Source organism: Catenibacterium sp. CAG:290 (assembly GCF_000437715.1).
Taxonomy (GTDB): Bacteria; Bacillota_I; Bacilli_A; order Erysipelotrichales; family Coprobacillaceae; genus Catenibacterium; species Catenibacterium mitsuoka_A.
The window spans coordinates 1-7811 of the sequence record NZ_FR898761.1 but is presented as its reverse complement, the minus strand read 5'-3'; the positions used below and the strand labels follow the sequence as shown (position 1 = coordinate 7811).

At 33.1% G+C, this 7811-nt stretch carries 5 protein-coding genes and 1 tRNA gene; 2 read left to right on the top strand and 4 right to left on the bottom strand.

Annotated elements, in window-relative coordinates:
• Positions 1–480 precede the first annotated feature (480 nt).
• Positions 481–2064 carry an asparagine synthase B gene (gene asnB / locus QVO42_RS00485; protein WP_022424238.1) on the top strand — a complete coding sequence of 528 codons (1584 nt, stop codon included), beginning with the start codon at positions 481–483 and terminating at the stop codon, positions 2062–2064.
• A gap of 241 nt (positions 2065–2305) precedes the next feature.
• On the opposite strand, the gene QVO42_RS00480 is transcribed toward asnB, so the two are convergent.
• From QVO42_RS00480 to QVO42_RS00460, 4 genes are all read right to left on the bottom strand, one after another.
• Positions 2306–2389, bottom strand: a tRNA-Leu gene (locus QVO42_RS00480).
• A gap of 46 nt (positions 2390–2435) precedes the next feature.
• Entirely contained in the window at positions 2436–3122 is a 687-nt protein-coding gene (locus tag QVO42_RS00475; RefSeq protein WP_022424236.1) for a DUF134 domain-containing protein, read from the bottom strand.
• A 76-nt stretch (positions 3123–3198) separates the two neighbouring features.
• Positions 3199–4467 (bottom strand): galactokinase, encoded by a 1269-nt coding sequence (locus QVO42_RS00470; RefSeq protein ID WP_022424235.1) that lies wholly within the window; start codon positions 4465–4467, stop codon positions 3199–3201.
• Positions 4468–4975: 508 nt separating this feature from the next.
• A complete protein-coding gene (locus QVO42_RS00460; protein ID WP_022424234.1) occupies positions 4976–6601 on the bottom strand; it encodes a SulP family inorganic anion transporter in 1626 nt (541 codons plus the stop codon).
• A gap of 179 nt (positions 6602–6780) precedes the next feature.
• Here QVO42_RS00460 and QVO42_RS00455 point away from each other — a divergent pair, with 179 nt between their 5' ends.
• Positions 6781–7734: an alpha/beta hydrolase gene (locus QVO42_RS00455; protein WP_022424233.1), complete on the top strand. Its 954-nt coding sequence runs from the start codon at positions 6781–6783 to the stop codon at positions 7732–7734.
• The last annotated feature ends 77 nt before the right edge of the window (positions 7735–7811 follow it).

Here is a 7811-nt window from a genome sequence, read left to right as displayed (position 1 = left end):
AATTTAACTATTTATTGACATTTAATAGTTTGTCTTGTCTATCTCTATTCTACCACACTTATAATCTTTAATGATTTTTTTACATATAACGACATTATTTATCATAATTTAATACAAATGCTAAATTATAATTATTTTTTAATATTTTTATAATAATTTATTATTGCATTGACTAAATGTTTGTACTATACTTAGACCCAACAAAGGCGAAGACGAGGAGAGTAATCTATGACAGAGACTCTAGCGAGTAAGTGATTGGTGGAAGACTTACAGTTAAGTGATAGATGAAGAACACCTCTGAGCTGTCTACCCAAAGCGTAATGCAAGTAGGCTAGAACGTTCTTTCAGCGACGTTACCGCTGGCGGGTATCGCATGCTCTTTGAAGTATGTCTGTACTTAGTTATAGACTCAACGACTTAGTAAGATACTCGCACCACAAAGCGAGTTTTTTTTGACTCAAGTATAGGAGGAAAATGTAAATGTGTGGTTTTCTAACAATGGGTTCTACAGAAGTAGAAATTGATGTATTTGATGAAGCTTTAGGAAAGATTGAAGGTAGAGGTCCTGATATGATTGAGACTTCTAGATTATTTGATAAGACTTTTGGTTTCAATAGATTAGCTATTATGGATTTAAGTGAAAATGGTATGCAGCCTTTTTCTGATGATCATACTATTGTGGTATGTAATGGAGAAATCTATAACTACCCAGAATTAAAGAAGAATATTATGGATGAATATACTTTCAAGTCTTCTAGTGACTGTGAAGTATTAATTCCTTTATATAGAAAATATGGTTTAGATACACTTGTAAGATATTTAGATGGTGAATATGCATTCTGTTTATATGATGCAGACGCTGATAAGATGATGGCTGCCAGAGATCCAATTGGTATTCGTCCAATGTTTTATGGATATACTGAAAAAGGCACTATCGCATTTGGTTCTGAAGCCAAAGCTTTAATGCCTGTCTGTAAAGAAATTATGCCTTTCCCACCAGGACATTATTATGATGGTGAAAAGTTTGTATGCTTCAATGATGTGGCTGATGTGAAATTAATGCATAATGATGATGTAGAAACAATTGCATTAAACTTAAGAATCAAATTAATTGAAGCTGTTAAGAAGAGATTACAAAGTGATGCCCCTGTTGGTTATTTATTATCTGGTGGTTTAGATTCATCATTAGTATGTGCGATTGGTCAGCGTATTACTGATACACCTATTAAGACATTTGCGATTGGTATGGAAACAGATCCTATTGACTTAAAGTATGCGAAAGAAGTCGCTGAATTCTTAGGTACTGATCATACAGAAGTTATTATGACTAAAGAAGATGTATTAGGTTCTTTAAGAGAAGTCATTCGTACATTAGAAACTTGGGATATTACGACTATTCGTGCAAGTATTGGTATGTATCTTCTATGTAAATATATTCATGAACATACTGATTTAAAGGTTATTTTAACCGGTGAAGTCAGTGATGAATTATTTGGTTATAAGTATACAGACTTTGCACCTAGTCCTGAAGAATTCCAGAAGGAATCTCAAAAACGTATGCGTGAATTATATATGTATGATGTATTAAGAGCAGATAGATGTATTAGTGCAAATGCCTTAGAAGGACGTGTTCCTTTCGCAGATCTTGATTTTGTGGATTATACTATGCGTATTGATCCTAAGAAGAAAATGAACACTTACAACAAAGGTAAATATCTACTAAGACATGCTTTTGAAGGATTAAACTATCTTCCTCAAGATATCTTATTTAGAGAAAAAGCAGCATTCTCTGATGCAGTAGGACATTCTATGGTAGATTACTTAAAAGAATACGCTGATTCATTATATACAGATGAAGATGTAGTAAACGCTAAAGAGAAGTATCCTTACTGTACACCATTTACTAAAGAATCATTATTATATCGTGATATCTTTGAATCTTATTACCCAGGAAAAGCTAAATGGATCAAAGACTTCTGGATGCCTAATAAGACATGGGAAAACTGTGATGTGAATGACCCAAGTGCCAGAGTACTTAAAAACTATGGAGCTTCTGGAAAATAATATTATAATAAGAATGAGGTGATGATTATGTTAGGTACATTATTATCTATGGTGTTCTTTCTTGCGTTTCTTCCATTTATTGTGATGTTTTACATATTTAAATGGAGTTTAAAAGTTGTGATTTATCTCATTCTTATTTTCCTTGCATTAGGATTTTTGGGAATCATTATATAGAGGCTTTGAATTATTCATAGTCTTTTTTTATGCATAAAAAAACGTGGTTACCCACGTTACTAACTATTGGTGCTCGGAATGGGACTTGAACCCACACGGCATAAACCACCAGTACCTGAAACTGGCGTGTCTACCATTCCACCATCCGAGCATTCAACAGTTTTGATTTTATTCTCGTTTTATTTGTTTGTCAAATATTATTCATGATGGCATTCACAGTTATCATGACTGCATCCACAAGTAGGTTCTGACTCAGTAACTAGTGTACCATCTAAATAAGCTTTTACTGCAGTATCACAATCACCTGTCACTCCACCTACGACATTAATATTAGACCCACTTAAAGCCATAATAGCACCTCTACCAATACCACCACAGATCAATACATCTACATTCATATTAGATAATAAGATTGCTAGAGCACCATGGCCTAATCCTTCTGTACCAACGACCTGTGATTCTTTGATTTCATTGTTTTCTACATCATATAATTTAAATTGTGAAGTTTTTCCAAAGTGTGGAAAAACTGATTCGTTTTCATAAGTTACCGCAATTCTCATAATATGTTCTCCTTTTACTTTTAAAACAGGATAACCTGTTTTCTTTATACATTCATTGCCTTCAATTCTTAAAGGATAGCCTTCCATAATACTGCGTGCTATCTTTTTTCTTGCTCTGGCATATATTTCAGTGACTGTAGTACGTGATATATTCATCTTATCAGCGCATTTGGCATGTGTATAGGACTTATAGTCTATAAGACGGATGACCTCAAATTCATCTAATTCAAGCTCTATATAGCCTCTTTGAGGTATACCATCAGGTACAAACATATTGTATTCAGGAAATCCTGTAATTGTCCTTGATCTCTTTGGTCTAGCCATACGCTCCTCCAGTTACTGACATATGTCGGTAACATTATAGCACAAAGAATTATAAAAAAAAGCAGTTTTCACTGCTTTAGAGTAATCTTATTGCGCCTTGTTCTCTTGTATGAATAATATAACAAGAACCCTTACCAAATATAGAATCCATATAAGATGCATAATCGTTAATTCTATTTGTTTTCACAAAGGCAATCATAGTACTTGAGAATCCTCCACCATTCACTTTTACAACACCATCTTCACCTAAAAAGTTTTCACTTAATACAATAGCTGTACCAATATTTTGATGACGTGTACTTTCCTGTGGATAAATATTCTGTAGTGCTTTAAATGTAGAGTCTCCAGATTCTCTTACTAGTTTTAAGAAAGTATCAAAATCTCCCTTTTCAAGTGCTTCTGTCTGCTTTAAGACACGATCTTCTTCCTTAAAGAAATGAAGTGCTCGAAGTGCTGGACGATCCCCTACTCTTGCTCTTACCATACGGTAATTCTTCATGAACTCATCATAAGAAACATCTCTTAAGACATCTTTCTTAAAGAAGTTAGCCACCTTGATCATTTCTTTCGGAATAGCATCATAATCAATTGTATTATCCGATCTACACACATTAGAATTCACACAACATAGAGTATAATCAAAATTTGAGAAATCAGTATTCAACTTATAAATATCAGGTGAATTAGGATCCCTAAAATCCACTTTAATAAATCCACCTACGCAGCAGACACATTCATTCATTAAACCACTTGGTTTACAATAAAATATATTCGTCGCAAAACGACCAATCTGGACAAGATATTTGTTTTCAATTTTTCCTTCATTGTATAAATAGTTAATAATGGTACCAATCATAATATTAAAATTAGCACTAGAACCCAAACCTACATTTCTAGGAATATCACATTGAATATAAGCATTAAAACCACCTATATGATAATTCTTCTGGTTTAAACCAAATAATACACCATTGATCAATGATTCCATTGTGCCTTTCTTGGCTTCATTATATTTTATATTTTCTGTATCTATTTCATTAATATTTAGTTCATTATAAATAACCTTCACATAACGATTCTGTTTGCCTACTATACCAATAGAATCTAATTGAATAGCGGATGCAAGAACACGTCCTTGCTGGTGATCGGTATGATTCCCACCTATTTCACATTTACCAGGAACACTAAATATCATAATATCCTGATCTCCATAATAATCCATAAAGGATTGTATAGCTTCTTTATATCTTAATACCTGTTCATCTATATTTTCTGAGTAAATTTCTCTTAATAGAGGAATCATTTCACCACTAGAAAGTCTTTTGAGTACTTCAGATGCTTTCATAGTGTAACCTCCTTCCTTGTAAACGGTTGCATTCCTATTTTATCATGTATTTGTTTGATTACAATGTTTCATGGTATATTTTACATCAAAATTACATAAACCCTTTGTTCATTTCTTTATTCTATTTTGTGCATAATGTGCATAAGTGTGAATAATTCATTTTCTTTAGTATATATCATATCTTTTTAAAATGCATGTAAATCGTGATACTATAACGCCTATTTTTAGGCGTTAAATAACCGTACTTGTTCACGAAGACTATAAGCGATTTGTAGTGACTTTGTCATTATATGAAAACGGATACAAAAAAAAGAATAGTGAATTAATCACCATTCTCTTCTAATACAGCACCATTTGTTTCAATGATATGCTTCATCCAGTTATATGATTTCTTCTTAGTACGTTTTAATGTACCTTGTCCTTTATCATCCATGTCTACATAGGCGTTTTTTCATCTCTCCAGTGACTAAATCAATAGGTGCCCACATATGAAAAAAAGTAGGTTTCCCTACTTTTCTTCCAACATTTCTATAACCTTAATAACATCCCAATAGAATGATTCTTCACCGACATATGTATCAAAGTGATGTCTTCTTAATTGTCTCATGACATTATTTTGTACACCAGTGAAACAGAGCTGTACCTTATGTGCACGACATAGTTCTACAACATCCATTAATTCATGAATACCTGAATCATCAATAGATGGTACACCTCTTACTGAAAGAATAAGATAATCACATCCATCAATAAGTTCTCTTACTTTAGATAATAACTGATCCTGGTTTCCAAAGAATAGTGGTCCAGCTAAATAAACTACCTGAGTTGTAGAATGGTTATAATTGATTTCTTTGTCTAATCTATGTGGTTCAATGGCACTTGTTTCTACATGCAATGAAGAGTTATTGATCACAAATAAGAACATTGAAACACAGATACCTAATACAATTGCGACTGTTAAGTCAAATACTACTGTTGCAAGCATAGTGACTAAGAACTGTGTCATACTTGTTTTAATACGGTTTCTAAAGATTGATTTAATTTCATCCCATTCATTCATACGCCATGCAGTCATGATTAGTACTCCAGCTAAAGCTGATAAAGGGATCTGTGACATGAATGGACCTAATACAAACATAGAGATAAGTAACGCAATCGCATGGAAGATACTAACAAGTCTTGTCTGTCCTCCTGCTTTAATCGCAACACTTGTACGTGCAATTGCGGCAGTTGCTGGTACACCACCAAAGAATGGAATAACCATATTACCTACACCTTGCGCAAATAATTCCATATCTGCATCTAGCTTTTCATTTTTCATTTTACCAGCACTTGCACCACATAGTAATGATTCAATCATTCCAAGCATCGCTATACTAAAAGCTGGAATAATGAGATGTGTAACAGTAGTAAGATTGAGACTTGAGATAGATAGTCTTGCATCTGGAAATAATGTAGTAGGAATCTTACCTACAACTGTGACATCAAAGTGACCTACTAAATTCACAATTAATGCGATAATGATCCCTGCAAGAGATGATGGGAAGATACTTCCCCATTTCTTAGGCCAGATTAACATAATAAAGACAACAAGTAAACCAAACATTAAAGCATACTTATTGATAGGAAAACCTAATTTAGAATAAGAGAAGAGCTTTTCAATTGTATTGCCTCCTTTAGAAGTCACTCCAAAAAAGTTATCAATTTGTCCTGTCGCAATAATAATCGCAATACCACTTGTAAAGCCAGTAATAACACTACTTGGGATAAAAGATACAACCTTCCCAAATTTAAATAATGATGCAATAAGTAACATCACACCAGAAATAAAGCTGGCTACAAATACTCCCTGTAAACCATATGTAGTTGATAAACCAATCAAAATGGCTGACATAGCCCCTGTAGGGCCTGAAATCTGATAAGAAGCACCAGATAGTCCTCCAATTAATAAACCTGCCACAATAGCTGTGATTAAGCCTGCACCAGCATCAGCCCCACTACTTACACCAAAAGCTAAAGCAAGTGGTAAAGCCACTGCCGCAACTGTTAAGCCTGCAAGTATATCCTTTACTAACTTTTGTGAGTTATACCCCTTAAACTCACTTTTTAATCTTAATATGTAATTGTTTAACACTTACTCCCCTGTTCCTTTCTGAAAAATTACTGTTTCAATATAACATAGAATTCTTAGAAAGTAGAGAAGAAATATGACTTTTACATAATCTATATATTTGTATGCTTTTTTAATTCTTTGATATTAAAACTATTAACTTCAAACTAACTTTAGTATACAATACATTCTGAGGTGAATATATGAAGAAAAAAATTATAGGATTGATTGTATTGATATTACTTTGTGGAAGTATTGGAGTAGGTCATTATTTTGTGAACTATGCTTTGTCTCCTGCAAGTAATTCTAGTGAAAGAAATGTGAAGACAACTGTACATGCTTCAAATAGTAATGAATTGATTATGAATAAGAATAAAGAGGATGAAATGAAGAAAGCAGATGCTTTCTATAAGGAAACATCCTTAACATCAATTACAAGTAAGGATAAGTTAAAACTATCTGGTAACTATAAAACACAAGACTCACATAAATGGGCTCTTATTATTCATGGTTATAAGGTGGACAACAGAAATATGATGCCTTTTGGACGTACTTATTATGAACATGGTTATAATGTATTATTACCTGATGATCGTGCTTCTGGTAAGAGTGAAGGGGATCATATTGGAATGGGTTATCTAGATAAGAATGATATGAAGCTTTGGATTAATTGGATTTTGAATAAAGATCCAGAAGCAAAGATTATAGTACATGGTGTATCCATGGGTGGTGCTACTACAATGATGTTATCAGGTGATCATCCAAAAAATGTAGTAGGTTATATAGAAGATTGTGGTTATACAAGTGTATATGATATATTCTCTAGTGAATTAGATAAAAGATTTGGTTTACCACCATTTCCAGTGATGGATATTTCAAATATAATGTCAAATATTGAAGCAGGTTATGATTTTAAAAAAGCAAGTAGTTTAGAAGCAGTCAAGAAGTGTAATAAACCAATGATGTTTATTCATGGCACAAAGGATGATTTTGTGCCTTATTCAATGGGATTAGAAGTATATAAGGCAGCAAATTGTGAGAAAGAATTATATAGTGTTAAAGGCGCAACACATGCCAATAGCTTATATATGAATCCAGACGCTTATTGGAATAAAGTATTCAAGTTTATTAATGAGAAGACATCTATCGAAAGATAGATGTTTTTTTGTACTAAAAAAGCCCTCCTGTGGGAAGGCATAAAAAAAGGACCTGGCAGCTTGCTATTGTCGCGTCT

Bases quoted from the DNA above. Each gene is read 5' to 3' on its own strand.
- asnB (WP_022424238.1), top strand. From the start codon at position 481: ATGTGTGGTTTTCTAACAATGGGTTCTACAGAAGTAGAAATTGATGTA.
- QVO42_RS00475 (WP_022424236.1), bottom strand. From the start codon at position 3,122: ATGGCTAGACCAAAGAGATCAAGGACAATTACAGGATTTCCTGAATAC.
- QVO42_RS00470 (WP_022424235.1), bottom strand. From the start codon at position 4,467: ATGAAAGCATCTGAAGTACTCAAAAGACTTTCTAGTGGTGAAATGATT.
- QVO42_RS00455 (WP_022424233.1), top strand. From the start codon at position 6,781: ATGAAGAAAAAAATTATAGGATTGATTGTATTGATATTACTTTGTGGA.